Source organism: Lysinibacillus sp. NPDC047702 (assembly GCF_050272555.1).
Taxonomy (GTDB): Bacteria; Bacillota; Bacilli; order Bacillales_A; family Planococcaceae; genus Lysinibacillus.
On sequence record NZ_JBNNMG010000002.1, the window covers coordinates 130538 to 154750 of the forward strand.

At 37.5% G+C, this 24213-nt stretch carries 22 protein-coding genes and 1 pseudogene; 21 read left to right on the forward strand and 2 right to left on the reverse strand.

Features of this window, described 5'->3' with window-relative positions:
• The first annotated feature begins 62 nt into the window (after positions 1-62).
• The 4 genes from ACQKIM_RS01830 (at position 63) to ACQKIM_RS01845 (ending at position 4463) form a co-directional block, all read left to right on the forward strand.
• A complete protein-coding gene (locus ACQKIM_RS01830; RefSeq protein ID WP_427538178.1) occupies positions 63-1076 on the forward strand; it encodes an ABC transporter permease in 1014 nt (337 codons plus the stop codon).
• Entirely contained in the window at positions 1076-1909 is an 834-nt protein-coding gene (locus ACQKIM_RS01835; RefSeq protein ID WP_427538181.1) for an ABC transporter permease, read from the forward strand. The genes ACQKIM_RS01830 and ACQKIM_RS01835 overlap by 1 nt, the downstream gene beginning before the upstream one ends.
• 12 nt (positions 1910-1921) lie before the next feature.
• A complete protein-coding gene (locus ACQKIM_RS01840) occupies positions 1922-2260 on the forward strand; it encodes a cupin domain-containing protein (RefSeq protein WP_427538184.1) in 339 nt (112 codons plus the stop codon).
• A gap of 814 nt (positions 2261-3074) precedes the next feature.
• Complete coding sequence (locus ACQKIM_RS01845) at positions 3075-4463, forward strand: hypothetical protein (protein ID WP_427538187.1); 1389 nt, start codon at positions 3075-3077, stop codon at positions 4461-4463.
• A gap of 282 nt (positions 4464-4745) precedes the next feature.
• Here ACQKIM_RS01845 and ACQKIM_RS01850 read toward each other — a convergent pair whose 3' ends face one another.
• Positions 4746-6920: a DNA topoisomerase III gene (locus tag ACQKIM_RS01850; RefSeq protein WP_427538190.1), complete on the reverse strand. Its 2175-nt coding sequence runs from the start codon at positions 6918-6920 to the stop codon at positions 4746-4748.
• Between the two features lie 171 nt (positions 6921-7091).
• Here ACQKIM_RS01850 and ACQKIM_RS01855 point away from each other — a divergent pair.
• Positions 7092-7588 (forward strand): annotated as a pseudogene (locus ACQKIM_RS01855) (DNA topoisomerase); the annotation flags it as partial.
• A gap of 269 nt (positions 7589-7857) precedes the next feature.
• On the forward strand, positions 7858-8682 hold the full coding sequence (locus ACQKIM_RS01860) for a DNA alkylation repair protein (protein WP_427538193.1): 825 nt from the start codon (positions 7858-7860) through the stop codon (positions 8680-8682).
• Positions 8683-8766: 84 nt separating this feature from the next.
• On the opposite strand, the gene ACQKIM_RS01865 is transcribed toward ACQKIM_RS01860, so the two are convergent.
• Complete coding sequence (locus tag ACQKIM_RS01865) at positions 8767-9387, reverse strand: TetR/AcrR family transcriptional regulator (RefSeq protein ID WP_427538196.1); 621 nt, start codon at positions 9385-9387, stop codon at positions 8767-8769.
• A gap of 245 nt (positions 9388-9632) precedes the next feature.
• On the opposite strand from ACQKIM_RS01865, the gene ACQKIM_RS01870 reads away from it, so the two are divergent.
• The 15 genes from ACQKIM_RS01870 (at position 9633) to ACQKIM_RS01940 (ending at position 24092) form a co-directional block, all read left to right on the forward strand.
• Positions 9633-10385, forward strand: a complete 753-nt coding sequence (locus ACQKIM_RS01870; RefSeq protein WP_427538199.1) for a glucose 1-dehydrogenase — start codon at positions 9633-9635, stop codon at positions 10383-10385.
• Positions 10386-11405: 1020 nt separating this feature from the next.
• On the forward strand, positions 11406-12764 hold the full coding sequence (locus ACQKIM_RS01875) for an aspartate kinase (RefSeq protein WP_427538202.1): 1359 nt from the start codon (positions 11406-11408) through the stop codon (positions 12762-12764).
• Between the two features lie 95 nt (positions 12765-12859).
• Positions 12860-13042, forward strand: a complete 183-nt coding sequence (locus ACQKIM_RS01880; protein ID WP_427538205.1) for a hypothetical protein — start codon at positions 12860-12862, stop codon at positions 13040-13042.
• Between the two features lie 237 nt (positions 13043-13279).
• A complete protein-coding gene (locus ACQKIM_RS01885; protein WP_427538208.1) occupies positions 13280-13960 on the forward strand; it encodes an adenosylcobinamide amidohydrolase in 681 nt (226 codons plus the stop codon).
• A complete protein-coding gene (gene cbiB / locus ACQKIM_RS01890; RefSeq protein WP_427538402.1) occupies positions 13960-14916 on the forward strand; it encodes an adenosylcobinamide-phosphate synthase CbiB in 957 nt (318 codons plus the stop codon). Before ACQKIM_RS01885 ends, cbiB begins: the two co-directional genes overlap by 1 nt.
• On the forward strand, positions 14903-15982 hold the full coding sequence (locus tag ACQKIM_RS01895; RefSeq protein ID WP_427538211.1) for a pyridoxal phosphate-dependent aminotransferase: 1080 nt from the start codon (positions 14903-14905) through the stop codon (positions 15980-15982). Before cbiB ends, ACQKIM_RS01895 begins: the two co-directional genes overlap by 14 nt.
• A gap of 11 nt (positions 15983-15993) precedes the next feature.
• A complete protein-coding gene (locus ACQKIM_RS01900; RefSeq protein WP_427538214.1) occupies positions 15994-16602 on the forward strand; it encodes a histidine phosphatase family protein in 609 nt (202 codons plus the stop codon).
• Positions 16603-16605: 3 nt separating this feature from the next.
• A complete protein-coding gene (locus ACQKIM_RS01905; protein WP_427538217.1) occupies positions 16606-17190 on the forward strand; it encodes a bifunctional adenosylcobinamide kinase/adenosylcobinamide-phosphate guanylyltransferase in 585 nt (194 codons plus the stop codon).
• A 34-nt stretch (positions 17191-17224) separates the two neighbouring features.
• Positions 17225-18001, forward strand: coding sequence for an adenosylcobinamide-GDP ribazoletransferase (gene cobS / locus ACQKIM_RS01910; protein ID WP_427538220.1), 777 nt, complete (start codon positions 17225-17227; stop codon positions 17999-18001).
• Entirely contained in the window at positions 17974-18573 is a 600-nt protein-coding gene (locus ACQKIM_RS01915) for a histidine phosphatase family protein (RefSeq protein ID WP_427538223.1), read from the forward strand. The genes cobS and ACQKIM_RS01915 overlap by 28 nt, the downstream gene beginning before the upstream one ends.
• Positions 18522-18914: a bifunctional adenosylcobinamide kinase/adenosylcobinamide-phosphate guanylyltransferase gene (locus ACQKIM_RS01920; RefSeq protein WP_427538226.1), complete on the forward strand. Its 393-nt coding sequence runs from the start codon at positions 18522-18524 to the stop codon at positions 18912-18914. The genes ACQKIM_RS01915 and ACQKIM_RS01920 overlap by 52 nt, the downstream gene beginning before the upstream one ends.
• 20 nt (positions 18915-18934) lie before the next feature.
• Positions 18935-19429, forward strand: a complete 495-nt coding sequence (locus tag ACQKIM_RS01925) for an ECF transporter S component (protein WP_427538229.1) — start codon at positions 18935-18937, stop codon at positions 19427-19429.
• Positions 19426-20097 (forward strand): hypothetical protein, encoded by a 672-nt coding sequence (locus ACQKIM_RS01930; protein ID WP_427538232.1) that lies wholly within the window; start codon positions 19426-19428, stop codon positions 20095-20097. Before ACQKIM_RS01925 ends, ACQKIM_RS01930 begins: the two co-directional genes overlap by 4 nt.
• 453 nt (positions 20098-20550) lie before the next feature.
• Positions 20551-22284 (forward strand): ABC transporter ATP-binding protein, encoded by a 1734-nt coding sequence (locus ACQKIM_RS01935; protein ID WP_427538235.1) that lies wholly within the window; start codon positions 20551-20553, stop codon positions 22282-22284.
• The gene (locus ACQKIM_RS01940) at positions 22281-24092 is read left to right on the forward strand and encodes an ABC transporter ATP-binding protein (protein WP_427538238.1); all 1812 of its coding nucleotides are present in this window, start codon (positions 22281-22283) and stop codon (positions 24090-24092) included. The genes ACQKIM_RS01935 and ACQKIM_RS01940 overlap by 4 nt, the downstream gene beginning before the upstream one ends.
• The last annotated feature ends 121 nt before the right edge of the window (positions 24093-24213 follow it).

Here is a 24213-nt window from a genome sequence, read left to right on the forward strand (position 1 = left end):
ACGGTAGCTACTTACCTGAGATTTACTAGGAAGTTGTATTTTAGTTGGGAGTGTGATCCGAATTGCTTAGATTTATTGCTAGGCGTCTAGTGTTTCTGCTTTTCTTATTATTTGGTGTGGCACTTTTCGTTTTTATTCTTTCGCATTTAGTACCGAGTGATCCGGTTGCTGCGAATTTGAGCCAAAGTGCAATGAATAATCCTGAAATTGTTGCTGCTTTTAAAGAAAAGTGGGGACTAGATCAGTCGCTTTTTAGTCAATTACTTCTGTACTTCCAACACTTATTGACGGGTGATTTGGGTACATCAATACGAACAGGCAGACCTGTGTTTGATGATTTAATGCAGTTCTTCCCAGCAACATTGGAATTATCGATAGTGGCAATGGTGATTGCCTTAGTATTAGGTATTCTATTTGGGGCAATCTCTGCTATTTTCAGAAATAAGGCTATTGATCATATCATTCGTACTGTTTCTATTAGTGGGGTATCTATACCAAGCTTTTGGTTTGCTTTAATCATGCTTAACATTTTTTCTTCAGTTTTAGGCATTACGCCTGGACCAGGACGAATTGATGCACGAGCAACAACTCCTGAGGGAGGAACAGGATTACTTCTTCTAGATTCAATTATTAACGGGAATTTTCAATTATTCGGTGATGTGGCTATGCATTTGATTCTGCCAGGAACGGTATTAGGATTCTTTACTATGGGACTAATTGCTCGTCAAACAAGATCTAATTTGCTTGAAGTGTTGTCAATGGATTACATACGCACAGCTCGTTCTAAAGGTCTGAAGGAATCTGGAATTATCGTTAAACATGCGATTTCCAATGCAATGATACCAGTCATTACAGTAGCTGGAATAGGATTTTGTAATTTACTAGGTGGAATGGTGCTAGTTGAGAATATTTTTGCTTGGCCAGGAATTGGACAATATGCCTACCTATCTGCCGTTTCACTTGATTTCCCAGCTATATGCGGTGTGTCATTATTAATTGCTTTTATTTATGTTGTTATTAATCTACTAATTGATATCCTTTATGGGATTATTGATCCGAGGGTGAGGTATAAATAATGAGAAAATTTAGCTCTTTTATCACTCAAAAAGGATTTCTTTTTAAATTGGGATTATTCATTTGTGCATTTTGGATTATCGTTGTCATTTGTGCACCTTTAATCGCTACACACAGTACAACTGTACAAGATTTAACCATTCGATACCAGCCACCGAGCTTATCACATTTCTTTGGTACTGATGAGTTGGGACGTGATGTATTCTCACGTGTTATGTATGGTTCTAGAATTTCTCTAACAGCAGGTATAATTACCGTGATAACTGCCTTTTCTTTTGGTATTTTCTATGGGGGAATAGCAGGATATAAAGGCGGGAAAGTAGACGAAGTAATGATGCGTTTCTCAGAGCTTATTATGGCATTTCCTCCACTTATTTTAGCGATGGTAATTGCAGCAGCGCTTGGTCCAAGTATTATAAACTCAGTAATTGCAATGGCCATTATATGGTGGCCAAACTATGCAAGATTGATGCGTTCAATGGTGATCTCCTTAAAAGAAAGCGAGTATGTTACTGCTTCTCGCGTGATGGGTGCTTCACATGTTCGAGTTCTGTTTTTAGAAATTTTACCGAATAGCTTTGGTCCCTTACTAGTTATGGCAACACTTGACCTAGGGAATGCAATCTTGATGTTTTCTGGATTAAGCTTCCTTGGACTAGGAACACAGCCGCCTACACCTGAGTGGGGTTCAATGGTATCAGATGGGGCAAAGGTTATTCAAAATTGGTGGGTATCTACTTTCCCAGGGTTAGCTATCTTCTCTATTTCTATTGGTGCTAACTTCGTAGGGGATGGTTTACGAGACTTCTTAGATCCAAAACTTCAAAAAGAATAGGTGGTAAATGTAATGGAAAAAATTAATATTAATCAAGTCGAGCCCATTGGTATGCCAATGTATGAAATGAAGAAATTTTTTACAAAGCAAGGGAATTTTCAAGAAGTGAGCATGAGTGTTATTTCACTAACACCTGGCGAACGAGTTCCAGCTGTGGGCATGAGCCGTCATGATGAAGATGAGTATTCTTATATTTTCAGTGGAGAAATTGAAACATACAGTAATGGTGAGTACAGTGTGGAAAAGGCTGGAGATGCAACACTAATACCTGCTGGCGAAGAGCACTGGTGTGTTAATAATAGCAGTGAACCATGTATGCTCGTTTGCTTTATGGTGAAAAAAGCCGAATAATAATTGGCACCCTTATTCAAAAGTGGTCCTAAAAGATTTGTAGCAAGTCTAATAAAACTTGGAGTGTTACTAATAAATAGTTTTCTTATGGTTTAATACGAAGAAAAATGATAGTAAATAAACGTTATATTTTACAGTGAAAATGATAACTTTACTCCTGAAAAAGTTATTAGCGTAATTTTTAAGTTCAAATACCAGGATTTAAAAACTAATAAAAAACTCATTTTGATAAATTTTTCAAAATGAGCTTTTTTAGTACTTCGGAATGTTAAATATCCATTATTTGATATCATTTTTTTAATGAGTATGGAATAATTTAAATACTTTTTTTAAAGCGTAATGATATTTGAGAGCATGGTATATATGCAAAATTTCTTTCAAGCTAATTGTAAAGTTCGTCTATGATACATCAACAGAACCTTCAATTTTTTATGGAAATTATTTGTCACAAGGTATAAAAGAAACAATTAAACAAATAGGAAAGCGATTTACATTTGGAGGAGAAGCAGCAAAGGATCAGCGTGTTTATTATTTTAAAAAGAAATCATTGGTAATAAGTATGGTACACCTTCAACGATTCCATTTCCTAATTTTTTGAAAAGTTAGGAGCGTTACTAAAATGGAATGCTAGCGCGCACTTAAGCTTTTTTGTAATGCAAATTAGTTGAATAACGTTAAATTAATCAAACACCCGAATTTTAAGCTAATCTACCTACATCCCCACTTATTTTTACGTCAATACTAGGAATAAGTTCATTATTCCCTAAAAATATGTAATAATTATAAAAGATTTTAGAAATGGAAGGTGTATATATTGGAAAGGCTTACGCATAGGAAAACATACTTAAAAAATTTAAGAACAAATTTAATGGTCTTAGCGAATACGCAAGATGATGTATTATCCGAGCTGCCTTTAATGGAGCAGGAAATTATTGCGCTTTGTGAAAAAAATTTAACACAAAAGGCGTTTTTGCAATTCGATTCACCAATGAAAGAGGAACTTGAAAATCCACTTAGTTGCAATGCAGTGCCATTCCTTGCTCATCAGCTTCAGAAGAAATATAGTGATTATAAATTGGAACTCATGTTAGAGCAATTGATTAAACGCTATGAGTTAAAAATCGAATGCTTTAAAGAACCATTCCCTTTTCATATACCATTATTTGACATTGGACAGCTTGCTACAGTAATTTTAAAAAGCTTAGATGGATATTTTTCAAGCATATATGAGGATACTTATTCATTTAAGAGAATATTAACTTCTTTTAAATTACCGAATTATCGTGCCGAAACGCTCGATTTCGATCAACTTTTGATGGCAATCGACTACATCAATGCGCTGAATCAATATTACGCATATGTTAAGAAGGAAACGTTAATTCCTATAGATCCTGAAGAATTTGACGTGGAATGTATGACAATACATAGGAATCTGTTTATGGAAGGCGCACCGATTCGAGAGAAACGCTTTTCTTTGAAAAAAATTCCAGCCTACAAAGGTCGTATAACGGAAATTCAACTAAATAAAGCAATCTTCGAAAATCCAGTATTAGCAAAAAAAGTTGGCTCGATTGCTTGTTTACTTTTCAATTATTTTAAAGAAATGAAGCCGAAATATATTGAAAGAATTCAACCAGATGTGGAGCTTGGAGTAAAGGCCTTCGCTTATCTTCATGCTCAAAATCCAATTAGCTATGAATGTGCGGAAAAATCTGGACTTGTGGAATACTATGCTTTTGTATCTGAATGGCTTCGATACGACGAACATATTTTAAATAAGCATATTTTATTAGACCAAGGCTTTAAACATTTACTTAAGTTAGAAAAGGAAGAAAATATTGATGATCTTCCGTCTTTAATAACGTTAGACTATTTCATCTATAGCAGCCCTTATTTATTTGAGATTATTTTAATGCAAATCCAAAAAGATTCTCCAGCAGCTGCAACCTTAAAAAAGTGGACAGAACAGATAGATTCAATTGCCAAAATATTTATCGATGCCGGTATTATTCAATCAAGGGAACAGACAGATAAAACTGGTTGCCCTTCATTTGAAACGTTGATTTATTGCTTGCATTACATTATCGGTGCATTAAATTTCTATATGCTTCATCAAAAACTGTATATTTCTCAAAACGAGCTTGACTATATAATTGCAGACATTCGAACACTGATTCAAGAAATTCAAGAATTTGAGTTTTAGAATTAGTTTATTTATTGGCTAAACGCTGCAACAGCTTTGGCAGGGTAGACATGAACAGTGCTCAAGGACAGTAGCAGCTATCTCGCTATCGTGCTTGAGCATTTTTTGTTGTAAAAGAAACTATAGATTTTGCCGTTATGGATAAAATGACGTCTAGGCTAAAGTGCTAGCTGCTCGAGTCGCTTCAAAAATAGCTACGCGTGGCAAGCACGCTAGACGATTTTCTCCAGTGCTTGTCGCAGCCTGCCCATTTATTTTTTTGACGCATGTTGGTATTGGTGGTTATTGAGGAAATTTAAAATTAATCTTATGTTCTTTTTCATTCCAAATAAGGTGAGCATTAAAAGTCTTTTCGCCTTTTTTTAGTCCTTTAATTAAGTCAGTTTCACCAGTAGCCAACAGCTTTCTCAAATTAGCTTGTGAAATGGTTTTACTGAGTATTTTTTTTGAAACTGAGAATTTACAGTTTACAGTTTTATAATTTGAGCAACCGTAAAAAGTACCATGATCTATTATTGACCCATCACAAAGCATACATTTTCCAACAACTTTTTTTACTTTTTTATATTTTTTATTAAAAGGATTATCTTCAGTAATTTTATCCACTTCATTTTGATTAAATTCCCATATCTTTTCACGATCATTAGCATCTGTAATCAATTTGTAAGCAAGCTTTTTTACTTGTTCCATAAATACTTTAGGTGAAGCATTGCCTTCACCAATTTCAGAAAGTCGTTGCTCCCATTTGGCTGTCATGGAAGGGGACGTTAAGATACTTTCACCTAGTGCCTCAATTAGTAACATACCTTTAGCCGTTGCAAAGACTTGGTTTTTATTTACCTCGATATAGTTTCGATCTTTTAACGTACCAATAATGCCTGCGCGTGTAGCTTCCGTGCCTAATCCTTCTGTTTTCGATAAAACTTTTTCTAATTCTGCATCCTCTAAATGTTTACCAGCTGTTTTCATTACGGTAATTAAATTACCCTCTGAATAACGATTTGGAGGCTGGGTTTCACCTTTTTTAACGTTCACTTTCGCAACGATTCCTTGCTCATTATCATGTAGTAAGGGGAGCAGTTCATCTTTGTCTATAGATGAGCTATCTTTAGAATGATAAATAACCTTACGCCAACCTTCTTCCATTAGCACTTTGCCCTTAGAGATGAATTCTGCACGTTTATCCACAAGTGAATGAATTGTCGTATAAGCAAATATGGCATTGTTGTAATGTGCTGCAATGACTTGTCTGGCGACTAAATCATAAATCTTTTCTTCTTCTGTACTTAGCTTTGCTATGTCTGGTACTTGCTCTGTAACAATAATGGCATGGTGATCAGTTACTTTTTTTTCATTCACATACCTTTTATTATTTATAATTGAACGAATCGGTGGTGGAAGAATACCTTTATATTTATCGATATTACTTAAATGCCTTAGTATCGTTGGTAATGTTTTTGCTTCTTCATCCGTTAAAAATTGTGAATCAGATCGTGGGTATGAAACTAAGCCTTTCAAATAAAGTTTTTGTAAAATATCGAGCGTCATTTGCGGTGAGAATTTATAGGCTTTGTTTGCTGTAGCCTGTAACGCCGATAGATTGAATAACAAAGGTGGTGCATATTCCTTTGTTTCTTTTTTGATGCTTGTAATTTCTACGTTCTTATTGATGCAAAAATTGGCTGTAGCAATTGCTTGTCGTTCCTCTTGAAGTCTTGAAATATTGTTCTTCTGCCATTTGGCTTTTAACATTTCTCCATCAAAATTAAACTCAGCTTCCACTTCCCAAAATGTTTCTGATTTAAAATTCGCAATTTCATGCTCTCTCTTAACAATTAGTGCAAGTGTAGGTGTTTGTACACGTCCAATTGAAAATACATCTTTCACACCATTTCGTTTAAGGAGTACAGTGTATAATCTGGATGTGTTGATGCCAATTAGCCAGTCTGAACATGAACGACTTAGTGCTTCAAAATAAATATCACGTGTTTTCTCTTCAGGTAGTAAGTTTGCAAACCCATTTTTTACTGCGCTTTCTGTTAAAGATGATATCCATAGACGTTTCATCGGTTTATTAACACCGCACACTCTCAAAATGGTGCGGATAATTAATTCACCTTCACGCCCAGCATCACCACCAATGATGATTTCTTGAATGTCGGGTCTTTTTACTAAACCTTTGATTACATTAAATTGTTTATATTTTGATTTTGTCACTTTATATTCGAATCGATCTGGAATAATCGGTAATGTTTCTAAAGTCCATTTCTTCCATGTTGGATTATATTCCTCAGGTGCTTTCAGCTCGCATAGATGCCCTATCGCCCATGTAATTAGTGCCCCATCTGGAAAATATGTGTTTGGCTTAACTTCAAAATAACCAGCTTTTTTTGTAAAAGAAAAGGGGGCAGCTAATTTTGCTGCTTGGTCTGGCTTTTCTGCAATTACTATTTTCATATATCCTTCTCCTATTAATAATAATTACAACTTCTTATATAATAATTATAAATTAATTTTCAGTATAACAGTTATGCAAATAATTATGTCCATCTATTGTTAGGGAATCCAATTTTGATAACTAATCTAGGCTATTATACATTGTAATTAAGTCCATTTTTATGTAGATAACGTACAGCAAGTGTCGTTTTAGAGGAAAGCTTAGTGGAGAAAACGGCAAAAGTATTAGATAGCTTGAAAAAAGGATTACCTTACGAGCATGAAATTCAATTTACCAAAAAGAAAAGGGTTTTTGACAATTTGAAAGTAGAAAGCCATAGTGCGATTATACCGACATATGTTATTCCAAAAAAACTATCAAATGATGAGGCTATTGTTTATCATGCAATAAAAAATCGTTTTATAATGCAGTTTATGCCAGTTGCAGAATTTGAGGAAACTCGCATTTCAACGAAAGTGAACAGTAGCGAGATAAAAGGAATGTTCGAAACAAAAGGGAGCATTCAATTAGTGGAAGGCTGGAAAAAGGTAGAGGACATTCAATCGACTGATGTCATTCTCCTCTTATCAATCAAAATGAACTAGTTTCTATAGTAGAGCATAAAATTACATCCCATGTCACAACTCCTCCAAAACATCATACTGAAAAAACATTATTAAGGGTGATGCCTATTTAAAATATGAGAAAAACCCCGATAATGAATATTTTAGCTGGAAGATGGAGTTTGATGAAAATACAGGTTCAAAGTAAGTACGGGCTCCAGTTTCATCAGTTTTAAATGTATACGAAAATGATAATTTACTGATGTTTTATTATTGTGTTCCTTGACTCTATTTATTTGAAAGGGAACATTATGTTATAGTGGGATTAATTCCAAAGAAAAAATATTAATAGTAATTAAAGATGTAATGTTCAGCAATTACAGGAGGTTATTGAATGGAAGTACTAGCGGATGTTTTAAATAGAAAGGGAGCTAGAAAGGCTAGTGATATTCCGAAAGAAGTATTAATGCTGCTGAATCAAGGTAAAATAGAGAGTGTTAATTTAACGGAATGGCAAGCTGTTCACCATATTACTTTATTAAAAGATGTTCTACCATACATAGGGTTGGAAGAAAAATTAGAATTTGTTTTAACTGAAATAGAAAAGCAAAAAGTAGAAACAGGAATGAAGGCAATACGTTTAATTGGAAGTTTATTAGATACAATCGTCAAAGATGAAAGTGCTACTAACAAAGAGAATATTATCAAAAAATGCTCTCATCATGTATCGGATAGTGTACGATGTTGGGCAGCATTTATGAATAAAAGTAATGATTATACTTTAGAAGAGAAATTGTTGTATATTCAGCCTTTTGCCGCAGATCATCATTTTGGTGTTCGAGAAATTGCTTGGATGGCAATTAGAGAGGATCTTTCAGCAAATATTGAGAATAGTGTAGATTTGCTAATTGAGTGGGCGAAAAGTGAAGACGAAAACATTCGTAGATTTAGCTTGGAATCAATTCGTCCTCGTGGAGTATGGACCAAGCATATTGAAATTTTAAAAGAAAAGCCCCACATTGCGCTCCCCATTTTAAATTTATTAAAATCAGATTCATCCAAGTATGTTCAAGATTCTGTTGGTAATTGGTTAAATGATGCTAGTAAAACGCAACCAGATTGGGTCAAAAACCTTTGTGACGAATGGCAAAAAGATTCTCCATCGAAGGCAACAGAGAGGATCATTAAAAAGGCTCAAAGAACGATTGTGAAAAATTAGCACAATCCTATTGAATTGCACCCCGATTGTTCAGACTCGCCAATCTGACAATTGGGGTGTATTTGTATGATTTTTATTTAACTATTATTTTACAAAAGGATTTTCAATATAAGGTCCTGTCACTGTAATCGTCATTAGCTGGGCAGCCATAAATTTAGGTGAATAAGGCATATCATTTTCTAACCACCAAACAATAACCTCGAGAAAGGCAGCAGCGAAATATCTGATGGCCATTTCATGGGGAACTGTAAGCTTTTTATCATCAGGTTGCATATAATTTATGCCATTTGATACAAAATCAATGATTATATCCTTCATACCTGAGGAGAAATAGGGAATGTTTTTTTCTGTTAAAAATACTTTGTATAATTTGCTGTTTAAAGAAATTTGTTCAAATAAGTGCATAAATGTATCATGTGGCTGATCCTCAACTTTAAAAAAATCCAATTTCATCTTGTCATCAAATGTAAAGTTTATACTTCCGACTAAATCACCTAGTATTTCCTCTGAGCTTTGATAAAGTAAATCGAGTTTATCACGATAATGTAAATAAAAGGTAGCGCGATTTAAGGTTGCTCGTTCTGTTATATCTTGTACAGTAATTTTGTCATAGCCTCGTTCATCAATTAACTCCACCAATGCATCCCTTAGTAATTGGCGTGTTCGAATGACACGAGGGTCCATTTTCTGTTTTTTCTTCGACATTTTCATGCTCCCTGTATTATTTTTTCTATTTTAGCAACACTAACAATTTTATTGTTGATAATGCATCAAATGGCTAAATTGTGTTGATTGCCCTTTAATAGATGGCTGATATAATTATCTTAACGACACAGTGTCGATAATACAACTAGTTGTTAATGTGTTCACGAATTAGTCATTTTATGAAATACAATAAATCGTGCATTCACTTTTTTAGAATGAATGCTAATCTAGAAAGGATGTTTTATATGGGGCGTTTAGCTGGTAAAGTAGCTATTATCACAGGTGCAGCAATGGGAATGGGTGCTTCAGAAGCAACATTATTTGCGAAAGAAGGGGCAAAGGTAATCGCTACAGATGTTCAAATCGAGCCATTGAACAAGTTGGTCAAGGAAATTAAAGAAAGCGGTGGCGATATAATTGGCATCCAACATAATGTGACATCAGAAGAAGAGTGGAAGTCTGTTATTGCTGAGGCTGTTAAGGTATATGGAAAAGTAGATGTGCTAGTAAACAATGCTGGTGTTTCTTCACCAAAAACGATTGCCAACATGGAAATGGCGGAGTGGAATAAAATTATGGATATTAACCTAAATGGCTGTATCATAGGCATGAAATATGTTATTCCTGAAATGCAAAAAGCAGGAGGCGGCTCAATTATCAATATTTCTTCAATTGGTGGCATTGTTGGGATGGCAGGTACAAGCCCATACACAGCAGCAAAAGGAGCACTTCGTGTTCTATCAAAATCTGCGGCTATTGAATATGGTAAAGATAAAATTCGTGTCAATTCTGTACACCCAGGGATTATCGTTACACCAATGACGGCTCCAACAATGGAAGAAGGAGGAGCACTACCATTCTATCAAACATATACACAACTCCCTTATTTCGGTGAACCAGAGGATGTTGCTCATGGTGTAGTCTTTTTAGCATCGGATGAATCTCGTTTTATGACAGGTGCAGAATTAGTCATCGATGGTGGTTGGACTGCTATTTAAAATTAAAGTAGAACAATAAAACTAGGTGTCACAGAATGTGAGCCTAGTTTTTTTGTTTATCTGTAAAATTCGCGGGAGAGAAATCAAGGGAAAAAGTTAAGAAGCGGAGTAATTACTTGGCTTAAGAGGAATCTGTCAAAGAAGTGCTCAGGTTCCCAAGAAAACCGCTCGGGTAGACCGAAGTGCTCAGGTTCCCAAGAAAATCGCTCGGGTAGACCGAAGAAGTGCTCAGGTCCCCGAGAAAATCGCTCGGGTAGCCAAAGAACTGCTCAGGTCCCCGAGAAAATCGCTCGGGTAACCAAAGAACCGCTCAGGTCCCCGAGAAAATCGCTCGGGTCAATCAAAGAAGTGCTCAGGCCCCAGAGAAACTGCTCAGGTAAGCCAAATAACTACTCAGTTCCCAAGAAAACCGCTCGGGTAGGCCAAAGAACCGCTCAGCTCCCCGGGAAAACCGCTCGGGTAACCAAAGAACCGCTCAGGTCCCCGAGAAAATCGCTCGGGTCAATCAAAGAACCGCTCAGCCCCCAAAGTTAATCACTGCCGAACAGTTTCAAATAGCTAAAAGACTATAGCTCGCCAAAGTTTAAAATAGCACAAACATCACTATTTTCTCAGCATATCATAATGAGGTAAGCGTTTTCTTTTATTTATATAGAAGAAAGCCATTACATTTCTGTCAAAATGGGAACAAAATCAGGGGAAGAATCTTGCAAAAAATTTAGTAAAATCAACACATGTCCTAATGACGATAATTTCCGAAAACTAGACGATTTAAGCTAATTCAGACAAAGATTTGTACGAATATATGAATTTCATAAAAAATATTTGTAAAAACCTTAACTATTTCATATGAAATCCGTATAATAAATCAAACAGTGCGAAAATTGTCCATTTTCTATCGGTAAATTGCGTGAATTTTTTAAATTGTATTGACGTGAGGAACGATAATTTGTACACTGTGTACATTCAATTGTTTTTTGGAGGAATACAATTATTTTAAATAGTTAGGATTTGATAGATATGATCGTATGTAAATTTGGTGGAACATCTGTAGCAAGTGCAGAACAAATTCAAAAAGTAGCAAACATTGTAAAATCTAATCCGGCACGTAAAATCGTTGCCGTTTCAGCACCAGGGAAACGCTCTGGGGATGATATAAAAGTAACTGATTTATTAATTCATTTAGCAATGGCAGCCGTAAAAAATGATGATACTGAAGAGAAAGTCCAAACTGTAGTCAACCGTTTTAAGGCAATTGCAGATGGTTTGGCATTAGATAATGCCATTTGTGACGTGATTGCGGATGATTTACGTGAACGTGTACAGGGCGATAAATCCAATAAGGAATTATTTATTGATAGCATTAAAGCGGCAGGTGAAGACAATAATGCTAAGCTTATTGCAGCATATTTCAATTCGATTGGTATGCCGGCACGATATGTAAGTCCAAAAGAGGGATTAGTGGTCAATGATTTACCTGAACGCACTTATGCATTACCTGAGGCATATATCAATTTAGCACCACTTAAAAACACAAAAGAAATTATTGTTTTCCCAGGTTTCTTCGGTTACACTAAAGCGGGCGTATTGCGTACATTTGACCGTGGTGGCTCTGATATTACAGGCTCTATTCTCGCAGCAGCTGTGGAAGCAGAGCTTTATGAAAACTTTACGGATGTGGATTGTGTGTTCTCTGCGAATCCGAAAGTCGTGAATGATCCAGTGGAAATTAAAGAAATTACGTATCGCGAAATGCGCGAATTATCCTATGCAGGCTTTTCCGTGTTCCATGATGAAGCGTTGATGCCTGTCTACAAGATTGGGGTGCCAGTTAACATAAAAAATACAAATAATCCATCAGCCCCAGGTACTCGTATCGTACCAAGCCGTCCTGTAACAGGTCGTCCGGTTACAGGTATCTCGGCAGACAGTGGCTTTTCAACTTTATATGTCTCTAAATATTTAATGAATCGTGAAGTAGGCTTTGGACGTAAGCTGCTACAAATTTTAGAGGATGAAAATATTTCATATGAACACACACCGTCTGGTTTAGACGATATTTCTGTCATTATGCGTTCCAATCAATTAACACCAGACAATGAAGCACGCATTTTGACACGCGTGAAAAATGAATTGCAGGCAGATGATGTGCAAATGCGTCATGGCTTTTCAATGATTGTTATTGTGGGCGAAGGCATGCGAAACAATACAGGTTTAGCGGCACGTGCAGCTACTGCGATTTCCAAAACAGGTGCAAATATTGAGATGATTAATCAGGGTTCATCTGAAGTAAGTCTAGTTTTCGGTGTGCTCCAAGAATTTGAAAACAAAATTTTACAAGCGCTTTATGGAGAATTTTTTGCACATGTGCAAGCATAAGGAAATAAACACTAATCCTTTTACCTGGATTAGTGTTTTCTTTTTAGCTAGAATACGGTAAAATCGAGGACGTACATAGATAGGAGGGCTTTCTGTTGAAAAATTTATCATTTGGTATGCTGTTATCAGTGATTGGGATACTATTTGTGTGTCTTACAATCATGGATGTTTTACCATCCTCGACAAAAACTATGAAATTTGTCTATATCGGCATTGGCTGGATATTCATCATTGCTGGGTCCGTTATTCGGTTTAAAAATTTAAAACAAAGACAATAAGTCATATCAAGAAATTAAATTGTTTTAAAACATAAATTTATGATACAATTTCAAAGAAAATGAATAATTTGAGTAGTTTGAAGTTGTGATGCTGTGCGAAAATTCAGAAGTTTCAAATTGAGGTTGATTATTAATATAAAAAATGGACAGTACAAATTCTTCTTTGTAAGAATTTGTTTTTTTATGGCTGTAATCGCCATAAGTAATTGTTCTAATTTTGATCTAGGAGGCGATATAATGCCAATATTTCGTAAAGAGGATATTCATATTTTCGAACATTATGTTGCTCTACAGACAGATTCACCGATGAAGGTCGTATCCTCAGCTATGCACAATGCAGGCTTTGGTTATTACACACATTTCATGAATCGGTCAGTACCGTATACATATGATGAACGGAAGCCACATCTGGAATTACAACAATTTTTACAAAAAGAGGGCTTTCCAATCGATAACACTGTGGCAATGATGACAGCTGTCTATGCAAAATTTGCTACAATTCGGGAATTTACCAATGAAGGAATCCACCTAATCGTTATGATAACGGCTGGACTCGGCAATGCCGTAGATATTACACGTGCCTATCATCGTCAGGAGCAGTATCATGTGGGCACAATTAATACTTGGGTACTAATTAATGGGAAACTATCAGATGAAGCTTTATTTCAGGCGATGATCTCTACAACAGAGGCAAAGGTTAAGGCCATTATCGATGAAGGTATTATTGATCCTACAACTGGTACACAAGCTACTGGTACCTCAACAGATAGTTTGCTTATTGCGTCAACAGAGGAAGGGGAGTACCATCAATATGCTGGCCCGATTACGATGCTAGGAAAAGTTATAGGTTATGGTGTGTATTCGACAATGCGAGAGGCGATTCAAAAATATAAAAAAGATAAAGAGGAGAATTCATGATGATGGCATTGGTCGTTGCCTGTATCATTGGGCTTGTTTATGATTTATTAGTGGGTGATCCTCCAAAATTGCCACATCCAGTTCGTTGGATTGGAAAGCTGATTCAATCTCAAACGGAATTATGGAATAAAGGGAAAATGAGAAAATTCCGCGGCATGGTCATGGCACTTGCTGTAGTGGGCACAACTATGTTTGTAGTGACGGCTATTCTCCTAATAAGCTACCAAATCAGCTTGCTATTAGGGATTGTGGTGGAAGGGCTTCTTATTGGTATTGGACTGGCTCAGCGCAGCTTAAAGGAGGCTGCAATGGCAGTGTATGAACCCCTTGTTAAGGGGGATTTTGCAGAAGCTCGTGTGAAGCTATCTTGGATTGTTGGCCGTGATACCGAAAACCTAGGTGAGGATGAGATTGTGCGCGGTGTTGTAGAAACAGTGTCAGAAAATACAAGTGATGGTGTAACAGCACCATTATTCTATGCTTTTTTATTTGGCGCCATTGGTTTATGGGGTTATAAGGCAGTAAACACATTAGATTCGATGGTTGGCTATAAAAATGATAAATATAAAGATTTTGGCATGTTCTCTGCGAAGCTCGATGATGTTCTTAATTTTGTTCCGAGTCGTATCACAGGCCTACTCATTGTATTTGGTACAAAAAATGAAACGGATGTACCCCTTAGAAAACGCCTAGAACGCTGGGCACAGGATGCCAAGAAGCATCCCAGTCCAAACAGTGGTTATTTAGAAGCAGCAACAGCTGTACAACTAGGGGTACAGCTTGGTGGTAGAAACACCTATCAAGGGGTTGTATCACACCGAGCAATTATGGGAGAAAAATTAGTTCCCTTAACAAAGGAGCATATCGCTACATCCGTTATACATATGAGAATAGCGACATTACTCTTTACACTTATTATGTTAGCAGTGGAGGTGTTAATATTTGCAATTACCTAATCATGGAGCGAATCCACAAAATGTCTATCGGCAGCTAGGGCTTGTTATGCCAGAAGAGGTCTATGATTTTAGCGAAAATGTTAATTCTGCAGGGCCGCCTCCGTTTGTGGAGGCACGCTGGCGAACATTTTATCCGCTTATTCAACGATATCCGGATCCAGATGGTGAGCCATTCCTCACAAAGGTTACAGCTTTTCATCATGTAGCAAAAGATTCTATCTTACTTGGAAATGGGGCATCTGAGCTTTTTACTGTACTTGCTAGACGCTATGCATGTAAGCGTGTCATCATTGTCCATCCAACTTTTTCAGAATATGAACGAACATTGCAAGCTGTTGGTGCAGATATTGTATCGATTATCGTAAAGGATATCGTTCAATATGCATTACCGATAGAGCAACTAAAGCGAGAAATGGTGAACGCTGATGCTTTATATATTTGTACACCCAATAATCCGACAGGCGTGCTACCTCAAAAAGTAGAGCTAGAACAGTTGATTATACACGGAGCAAACGTAAACTGTGAGCTTATTATTGATGAAGCCTTTATTGACTGGGTGGATGAAGGATGTTCATTAATTGGACATGTATCGAAAAATCCACATGTGCTTGTTGTGCGATCGATGACAAAAATGTATGCTATTCCAGGATTGCGATTGGGCTATTTAGTTGCGAATCCAGCAGTTGTAGGAGAGCTAAAGGGTATGCTTGCTCATTGGAATTTAAATGCCTTTGCGCTTGTTATAGGTGCGGGCTGCTTAGATGAGCACCACTATTGTCAGCGAGCTATTACTTATGCAAAAAAACAGCGAGAAACAGTACAAAGTTATTTACAAGAAAATGGTTGTCAGGTGACAAACAGTGTAACCAATTATGTATGTTTTGCATTACCCAAAAATCAGTCAGCAGATGCATTTTTTACGTATTGTTTATCGAAGGGTGTTGTACTGCGCCATACTAAAAATTTTCTAGGATTAAATGGCGAATGGTTCCGTATTGGTATAAAAGATATTACGGCTATGACTTATTTACATAACTGTTTGCAGACTTGGTTTAAAGCAAATTAGGAGTGAGAAGAGTGACAACATTTTATCTAGTAAGACATGGCGAAACGATGTGGAATAAGGAACATCGTTTGCAGGGGTGGTTAGATTCACCATTATCTGAAGTAGGTGTTTTACATGCGGAAAAGCTACAAAAATATTTAAAGAAGATATCTTTTGCTGCAGCTTTTAGTAGTTCAAGTGGTCGGGCAATGGAGACACTGCACATTCTTGTTGATGATCGCCAGCTCTCAACATTTTATGAGAATGATCTAAGAGAAATTTATTTAGGAGACTGGCAAGGTAAAACGGTTGAGGATATTCTAAAAACACACTGTTCAGAGTATGAATTATATACGAATTATCCTGCTCAGTTCGTTGCTACTCATACCGAAAGCTTCGGTGCAGTGACAGAACGGGCAATGTTTACGCTTAAGAAAATTGCAGAAAAATACCCACAAGACAATGTCTTAATTGTTTCTCATGCTGTCACAATTAAATGCATTATTAATGCCATTTTAGAGCGTAGTATAAATCAGCTATGGGCAGAGCCGTTTATCAACGGTACAAGCGTTACGATAGTAGAACACGTTGAACAGCAATGGCATGTGAAAGAGATAGGTACCATTAATCATCTGCAATAGGAGGTGTTTACATTGCCATTGATTTTCATTACTGGTGGCGTACGCAGTGGTAAATCCCATTTTGCAGAAAAAACTGCGATAGAGCATTATCAGACGAGATCGGTGCAGGCATTGCGTCTTATTTATATTGCGTCTGGAATTGCACTGGATCGTGAAATGGAGAAACGAATACGACGTCATCAGGCTGATAGACAGTCTCATCAAATCCCATGGCTGACGATTGAAGCCCCTTATAAGATGGTAGATTCGTTTCAAAGTCTAAGGGATGGTGACGTTGTATTATGGGATTGCGTCACAACATGGCTAACAAATGCTTTTTATGAGGGCTTTGATAAGGGAACGCCATGTGTAGAGCAGTCGGGCTGCTTAGAGGAGAAGCTAAGTGTTTTAAAAATAGCTGTAAGGTCGTTACTTGATAAAAATATCACGCTTATAGTTGTTTCGAATGAATTATTTGATGAGCCCCCGTATCTCAATGAGGAGGTAGAATTATACCGACAAATGCTAGGGGATTTACATCAATGGTTTGTTTTGATGGCGGATGAAGCTTATGAAATAAATTATAGTATCGTAAAAAAATGGAAATGATGTCCTTGAAACTAAAATGAAGGAAGGCAAGACGATGAAAAATTTCTGGCATAGTCTATTACTTGCATTTCAATTTTTTACGGTTTTGCCAGTACATAAAGAATTATCTTTAACAAAAGGAACTGTTACAGGAATGTTCGCCTTTTTACCATGGGTAGGTGCATTAATGGGTACTGCAACAGCGGCAGTGATCTACAGCTTAACCGAATGGACTGCGAGCAGTGAGATATTACTGTCCTTTGTGATTATTGGACTATTCGCTTTATTCACTGGGGGTTTACATTTAGATGGTTTTATTGATATGGGAGATGCCTATTTTTCGTATCGGGATCGTGAGAAGCGGTTAGAAATTTTGGATGATCCGCGTGTCGGTGCATTTGGTGTGCTCTCTGTGTTATTTTTAGTGCTAGGAAAATTTGTGATACTGCATGAATTATTCATGCAGCAGAAATTCGCACTTTGGATGCTTATTTTTGTTCCATTATTAACGAGAGTCGGCATGAGCTTTTATTTTATGTCACTGAAATGTTCAAAAGAAAAAGGGCTTGCCTACTTTTTTAAATCCAATATTAAGCAATATGTACTTGTTGGTTTCATGCTTATCTCATTAATGGTAGCCTATACAATCGTATACCTTATTGCAGGCTTTACATTTGTACCAATTGTGCTTCTAGCGGTTTTAGCTATGGCTCTTGTAGTTTTTCGGCAATTTACACTACGCAACTTTGGCGGCGTTTCTGGTGATTTACTCGGCGCTTCCATTGAGGGGATGGAGGTAGTATTATGGGTAACACTGTTATTGTGCGCTTAATGAGGCATGCACCAACAAAAGAGAATTTGGAAAAGCGTTATCTTGGCTGGACTGACTCATCATTAGCTGATACATCTATACTACCAATTGTAGATAAAAACGCTATGAAAGTATATGGCAGTGATTTACGACGTTGTAGAGAAACGGCTGCTCATTATTTTCCGAATGCTGCTTACATAACTGATTGGCGATTTCGAGAGAGCAATTTTGGGGAGTTTGAAGGAAAAACGTATGAGGAGTTAAAATCTGATTGTCGTTATTGTGCATGGTTAGATGATCCTGTGCTGTCTCCACCCCCAAATGGGGAGGGCTTTGCTGCATTTTGTCAGCGTGTGAAGGATGGTTTTTCTTCGTTACCAAAGAATGAGGATGACTATTATGTTGTTGTACATGGTGGTGTTATACGAGCCTTGCTTGTATATTTTGCCCCAGTGGAGAAGCCCTTTTGGTCGTACAATGTACCACATGATAAAATGTTTACCTTAACATTTTCAAGGAAAGCTTGGGAGGAGGGAAATAGATGCATGTCTTTATCGGAGGCGCCTATAATGGAAAAACCGACTATGTTATGACATTACTTGGAGATCAAGATGTTGAGTTAGTTGATGGTTATCTGCCTGAATCTATTCCTGTGTGTGATGTATTAGTTATAAAAGGCTTGGAAAAGTGGCTTGTCACACAAAATCTAGAGGAGGATGAGGCTCTTGTCAAAGCCATTCTAACAAGACTACAGGCTCTAGAAGAAAATAGGACATTGTATATCATAGTTACTGATATGGGACGCGGAGTTGTGCCGATGGAAAAGCAGGCACGATTACTACGTGATACTTGTGGGCGGTTGTACCAAGCTTTATTTGCTGAAGCAGAACGTGTCGTGCGCATTTGGTACGGAATCGCAGAACAAATTAAATAAGACAGAAGAGAGGAAATGGAATGAATCGACAAAGATTGACGAAATTGACGCTCACAGCCATGGTAGCCGCCATTTGTGCAGTTGGAGCGGTGATTAAAATACCAACAATTATATCGACTGCTGCGTTAGACTCTGCTCCTGCATTTTTAAGTGTCGTATTTTTATCGCCAGTTTTAGCGGGAGTTGCAGGGAGCATTGGGCATTTTATAACAGCCTTAACGACTGGATTCCCATTCGGACCATTACATATCATAATCGCAGCAGAAATGTTTTTCGTTGTCTGGATATTTGGGATGATGCATAAAAAAGGTATGCATTTCTGGAAATGGCCTGTGGCACTTTTTTTAAATGGTGTAGTAGCACCGTTACCATTTTACTTTATCATAAGTCCAGCTTTCTATTGGGCGTCGCTGACTAGTCTTCCGTTGGCAACTCTTATTAATTTAGTTATTGTTGCCATCGTCATACCGATACTCTCTAAGGTGTTTCTACGTAAGGATGGGCGAGTACATTGAGAAATGCTGTTAAAATAGGCGGGCTTATTGCGACTACTGATAATGCTGCAGCGATTGGTGAAAAGCCACATGATATTGTGTCAGCTTCAGATAAACTCACGGCTTACTTTACAGCGCGTGTTACATTTTTAGAGCAGCTTGCAGCAAATGCTTTACCTACACATATTATACTAGCTAATTTTTCAGGAGATGCTGAATGGTCTCGTTATGTGGCTGGCATACAGCAAGTGTTTGAGGAGGCTGGTCTAATATGCCCGCAGATAGATGGTAGTACGGAATCCAATATGCCAACTTTACAATCTGCTTTATCGGTTACAATGCTTGGTGAGACGCAAAAACGTACATCTTACGAGCTTGAGCACCTTAGTTGGTATACGTATGGACTGCCACTTATAGGCAATGAAGTTCTTGCGCAGCCAGAGGATGTTGCACAGCTTCAAGCTATATACCATGCATGGAAAGAGGAAATTGTTCAGCAGGTTTGGCCTGTTGGTTCAAAGGGGCTACAAGCAGAATTTACCCAGCTTTTTGGCAAAGTACAGGTTGAAAGTGTATTAAATATTGAGAAAAGTGCTGGGCCTTGTACTGTAATATTACTTGGGATACATCCAGAAAAAGAGCAGCTGGCACAAAAAATTTTTTCTAGAAATTTTAAAAAACTATGTTAAACTACATCCTAAAAAACGGATATCATTGAGCAGTGATCCAATCAATATGTAAAAGTTAATGTAGAAGATAACGGCTTTGATGATTTAGAAGATGAAACCACGTGAGCACAAGCTTGCGTGGTTTTTTAGCTAGCAATTAGGTTGATATTGACGATTTGTATACTTTTGTATACAATTGTATGCTGTAGAGAAGTTCTCGATAGTCTTCGGGTTGGATGTAGAGCGGTTGGTTGCTGACTGGGCATAGTAGTAGCAATCTAATGATCTGGGAGGTTAACGATTCGGCAATAAAATCAAGAGTACACTGTGACATACAGATAGAACTAAACCTCAGTTGATTGTAATCTACAATAATATCAAAGTATTACGTGACTCGAAAAACTTCTTCGCAATTGGGAATGATTTTCAGTTATAATGAGAAACGAATGATTTAACAGGAACGGAGTCGAAGGAATGCAGGCAATTAAACAATTAGGGCGCTATTTAGGACCCTATAAATTTTTTACATTGATTGCACCGCTGCTGATGGTGCTAGAGGTAACGATGGATTTACTTCAGCCCACAATTATGCAGCATATGATTGATACAGGCATTGCTAATAGCGATAATCCATATGTGCTGAAAATGTTTGTTTGGATGCTGATAAGTGCAGTGCTAGGACTTTTTGGAGGAATTGGTTGTTCATATTATAGTTCAAAGGCAGCGATTCATTTTGCTTCAGATGTTCGCCAGTCATTGTATGAGAAAATGATGACGTATTCAGCAAAGGAACGTGATAGCTTTACAACAGGAAAGCTAATTACTATATTAACGAGTGATGTGGAAAGTATTCAGCGTGCGTTTATGATGACATTGCGTATTTTTGTTCGTGGACCACTGCTATTTATCGGTGCGGTTATTATTGTCTTTGTAACTGCTCGCGAGCTATTTTCCATACTGCTAATTATCGTACCAATTTTAATCATTGCCATGTACTTTTTCACGAAGTATTCAGGTGTGCTGTATCGTAAAGTACAAGAGGCGATTGATGGTGTGAATACAAAGTTACAGGAAAATTTAGCAGGAATTCGTGTTGTCAAAGCCTTTCGTCGTGAAACACAGCAAATTGAACAATTTAGTAAACATAATGATGCACTGACACAGCGTTTTATTACAGCCGAGCAAATTGTTGGCGTGCTTGTACCCTTTACTATGTTTGTGGTTAACCTTGGTATTGTCGCAGCACTTTGGCTTGGGGCAATTAAAGTGGAGGCAGGAACATTACAGGTAGGCGTGATACTAGCTTTTATCAATTATTTAACAATTATTTTGAATGGCTTGATGTCTTCGAGCATGGTGCTGATGCAAATTGCCCGTGCAATACCTTCTGGTGAACGCATCATGGACGTTTTAAATAAGGAAGTGACAGTGAAAGAAGCAACAAATGCGCTTGCTACTCCAATCTATGGTGCAATTGATTTTCAAAATGTCAGCTATCGTTATTATGATACAGCTGAGGATGTCCTCAAAAACATTACCTTTTCCGTGAAGCCAGGGCAAACAATTGGTCTCATCGGCAAAACAGGAAGTGGAAAATCCACGCTAGTAAAACTTTTACCACGCTTATTCGATCCTACTAGCGGTGAAATACGCTTGGATGGAAAGCCAATAAAGACGTATGCATTGTCAGCTTTACGTGAGTATATTGGCTTTACAGCCCAAAAAGCATTACTGTTCTCAGGCAAGATTGAGAATAATATCCGTGTAGGAAAAGAAAATGCAACGACTGAAGAAATACAAAAAGCATTGAATGCAGCGTGCGCCACTGAATTTGTGGAACGACTTGATCAAGGCATCGCCCACGAACTGTCACAGGGAGCAACGAATCTTTCTGGTGGACAAAAGCAACGACTAGCCTTAAGCCGTGCGCTTATCAGGCGGCCAGCAATTTTAGTGCTGGATGATACAACATCTGCATTGGATAGTGCCTCCGAAAAACATGTGCAACAAGCCATTCATGAGCAATATCAAAATACCACAACATTTATCGTTGCCTCAAAAATCGCTTCGATTCAGCAGGCAGATGTCATACTTGTGCTAGAGGATGGAGAAATTGTTGGTCAAGGCACACATCAACAATTATTGCAAAATAACAAAACCTATCAAGCAATCTATGCTTCACAGCAAAAGGCTGGTGAACAATCATGAATCAAAGTCAACCAAAGCAAATGAATTTTGGACGTGGTCCTCGTATGGGTGGCCCAGCTGAAAAGGCTAAAAATCAAAGGATCACAATATACCGTGTATGGCAATATGTTAAGCTGCAAAAAATTGGACTGTATTTCTCTATATTTTTTGTTATCGCCGCTACATTTTTAAGCTTAGCAGGCCCATATATGATTGGACATATCGTTGATGATTATATTATGAAAAAGGACATTGCTGGAACGATTCGTCTAGGTGTTGTCCTAGCTGCCATTTTTACAATCGCCTCTATTTTTACATGGCTACAAACATATGTCATGATTCATGTAGCAATGAAAACCATTCGCACACTACGACTGGAATTATTTAAAAAACTTCAAACTCTCACACTGAGATTTTTTGATCAACGAGCACTTGGTGATTTAATGAGCCGTGTCACGAATGATATTGATAATTTAAATACGGCCCTTGCACAAAGTGTGACCCAAATTGTTTCATCCATTTTAACAGTGATTGGTGTTAGCATTGCGATGTTTTCACTTAGCTGGCAGTTAGCTATTGTCACATTAATTATTATTCCACTTATTGTTTTTACGACAAAGCAAATTGTAAAACGTAGCAGTAAAAACTATGCAGCACGTCAACGTGATTTAGGCAAGCTTAATGGCTATATTGAGGAAATGATTACAGGGGCGGAAGTTGTCACACTTTTTGGGAAGGAACAGCAAACAATTGACACATTCCATCAACAAAATGAAAGCTTACGCAAATCGGCACAGCGAGCAGAAATTACGTCAGGTCTACTTGGTCCAATCAATAACTTTATGAATAACCTAGGTCTAGCAGTTGTCATTGGTACAGGGGCATTTTTATCGGTGCAAGGAATTGTGTCAGTTGGCGTCATTGCAGCATTTGTCACGTATACACGTCAATTTTTCCGTCCGCTAAATCAGTTGTCCAACCTATTGAATACCTTTCAATCAGCAATTGCAGGAGCCGAGCGTGTTTTTGAGATTTTAGATGAACCATCAGAGATTGCAGATAAACCACAGGCTATTGATACCCCATCTTTAAAAGGAGAAGTGAAATTTCAACAAGTGTCCTTTAGCTATTTACCAGGGAAGCCAGTCCTGAAAAATATAAGCTTTCATGCTAAGGCTGGGGATACTATTGCGCTTGTTGGACCTACAGGATCTGGAAAAACAACTATTATCAATTTGCTTACACGTTTTTATGATGTGGATGGCGGTGAAATTTTGATTGATGGTCAAAACATCGAGAATTATAAAATGGCCACAATCCGTCAAAGAGTAGGAGTCGTTTTGCAGGATACGTATTTATTTTCTGGGACTATTCGGGAAAATATTCGTTTTGGTAAGCTAGATGCGACAGATGCAGAGGTAGAGGAAGCGGCGAAAATAGCCAATGCTCATAATTTTATAAAATATTTACCAGCTCAGTATGATACGCCAGTACATGCAGGAGGCGCAAATTTAAGTCAGGGACAACGTCAATTACTTGCTATTGCCCGGGCAATTTTGGAAAATGCAGATATTTTAATTTTGGATGAAGCGACATCCAGCGTAGATACGCAAACAGAGGTCGATATTCAAAAAGGCTTGCAGCATTTAATGCAGGGACGCACTAGCTTTGTAATTGCACATCGTTTAAAAACCATCGAGAGTGCCGATCAAATTCTCGTAATTCAGCAGGGGGAAATTGTCGAGCAGGGTAATCATCAGCAGCTAATGCAATATCATGGTATTTATCATAATCTCCAACAAAAACTTTTACTTGAGCAAGTAGAGTAAACGTAATTTTATCTTGATTCAGCAGATGTTTTTGTACCGAAAGCGAAACGTCAGGTACAGAATCCCTCTATCTCTATAGATAGCAAAGATGAATGTGGTTTTTTCCTATTCAGTGGGCGTA